Below are 2283 nucleotides of genomic sequence, written 5' to 3'. Positions count from 1 at the left end.
AAATGAATTTTATCCGAAAGAGATTATGCTAGAAAAGTAGTTTTAAAAGACAAAGCTTCAAAAGACACCTTTGTTCATGAAATTATGGATACCGACTTAGTTACGATTTCTCCATCTGATAAAATAGATGATTGTATGGCTTTGATGAGCACCAAAAAAATCAGGCATTTGCCAGTTGTTGACAATCAAAAGGTCGTTGGTATAATTTCAATGGGTGATGTTGTAAATGCAATTATTGAGATTCAAAAAACAACCATTGAACATCTTGATTCCTATATTTCACAGTAAATAAGTAGTTCATAATCAAACTTATAAATAGCTGCAAATTCTTGTGGCTTTTTTTATGTAACAAAAGAAAAAGGCTTTTTTTACAAAAGACCATTTTAAAAGACTGTTTTTACGTCTAGACTTATATCTTTGTGAGCTAGAATAAAATCATGCAAAATGAATAAAGATAGCAAAAGAAGAGAAGCATTATTATATCATGCTAAACCTACACCAGGAAAGATTCAAGTTGTGCCTACTAAGAAATATGCAACTCAAAGAGATTTATCCTTGGCTTATTCTCCTGGAGTTGCTGAGCCTTGCTTGGAAATCGCTAAAGATGTAAATAATGTATACAAATATACCGCCAAGGGAAATCTTGTAGCGGTAATAACAAATGGTACTGCCGTTTTAGGATTGGGTGATATAGGACCTGAGGCTTCAAAACCAGTAATGGAAGGAAAAGGTTTATTGTTCAAAATATTTGCAGATATTGATGTTTTTGATATCGAAATAGGAACAAAAGACATTGAAGAATTTATACAAACAGTAAAAAATATAGCACCAACCTTTGGTGGAATAAATTTAGAAGATATCAAAGCGCCTGAGTCATTTGAAATTGAGCGTAGGTTAGTGGAGGAATTGAATATTCCAGTCATGCATGACGATCAGCATGGTACGGCAATTATCTCCTCAGCAGCACTTTTAAATGCGCTTGAATTGGCAGGGAAAGAAGTGGCTGATACAAAGCTAGTAGTGTCCGGAGCGGGATCTGCTGCCTTGGCATGTGCTAATTTGTACGTACTTTTAGGAATCAATCCTGATAATATCATCATGTTTGATAAGGATGGTGTCCTGTCTTCTGAAAGAACTGATTTGTCCCCTTTGCAACAGAGATATTCTAAAGGTAGAGCAGGAATTACTTTAAAAGAGGCTTTAAAAGGAGCGGATGTTTTCTTAGGACTATCTGCTGGGAATATTTTAACCCCTGATATGTTATTGGGAATGGCTAACGACCCTATCGTTTTCGCTATGGCCAATCCTGATCCGGAAATCGAGTACAACCTTGCTATCGCCACAAGAAGTGACCTTATAATGGCAACGGGAAGATCTGACTATCCTAATCAAGTAAACAATGTTTTAGGTTTTCCTTACATATTTAGAGGTGCGTTAGATGTTCGAGCTACTAAGATTAATGAGGCAATGAAAATGGCTGCTGTCAAAGCATTGGCTTTATTGGCAAAAGAATCGGTTCCTGAGCAGGTTAATATTGCTTACGGAGAAACTAAACTGAATTTTGGTAGAGATTATATTATTCCAAAACCATTTGACCCAAGATTAATTAGTATCGTTGCTCCTGCTGTGGCAAAAGCAGCTATGGAATCCGGAGTTGCTTTAAATCCTATCACTGATTGGGATAAGTACGAAGAAGAACTTTTGGGGCGCCTAGGGAATGACAATAAAATGGTTCGCTTGATTACCAATAGAGCTAAAATCGAACCTAAAAGAATAGTTTTTGCAGAAGCAGATCACTTAGATGTGTTGAAAGCAGCACAAATTGCATTTGAAGATGGAATTTGTCACCCTATTTTATTAGGAAATAAAGAAATCATCTTAGAACTAAAAGAAGAACTTGGTTTTTATGCCGATCTTGAAATTATAGATCCTAAGATAAAAGAAGAAGATGTAAGACGAAATAAGTTTGCCACGATTTACTGGGAATCTAGAAAGCGAAAAGGAATCTCGTTATATGATGCCCAAAAATTAATGAGGGAACGTAACTATTTTGCTGCGATGATGGTAAACGAGGGTGATGCAGATGGACTGGTTACAGGGCATTCTAGAAGTTACTCCTCTGTGGTAAAACCAATGTTGCAACTTATAGATAAAGCTGGTGGGGCATCGATTATCGCAACCACTAACATGATGATGACTTCTCGTGGTCCAATGTTTTTGTCAGATACTGCAATAAACATTGATCCCTCTGCGGATGACTTGGCAAAAATAGCTGTTATGACG

At 36.5% G+C, this 2283-nt stretch carries 2 protein-coding genes; both read left to right on the top strand.

The genetic code is table 11. The features are described 5' to 3' along the window. Nucleotides 1-84 precede the first annotated feature (84 nt). Entirely contained in the window at nt 85-288 is a 204-nt protein-coding gene (locus P8M54_RS13200; protein ID WP_300288398.1) for a CBS domain-containing protein, read from the top strand. A 156-nt stretch (nt 289-444) separates the two neighbouring features. Beyond that, nucleotides 445-2283: NADP-dependent malic enzyme (locus P8M54_RS13195; RefSeq protein ID WP_300288397.1), on the top strand; the 1839-nt coding region annotated here is incomplete at its 3' end.

Origin of the sequence: Flavobacterium sp. (assembly GCF_029242675.1) — a bacterium.
In the GTDB taxonomy this organism is placed as follows: domain Bacteria; phylum Bacteroidota; class Bacteroidia; order Flavobacteriales; family Flavobacteriaceae; genus Flavobacterium.
Note: the sequence above shows the minus strand (reverse complement) of the source record. Positions and strands in the feature narration are given on the sequence as shown.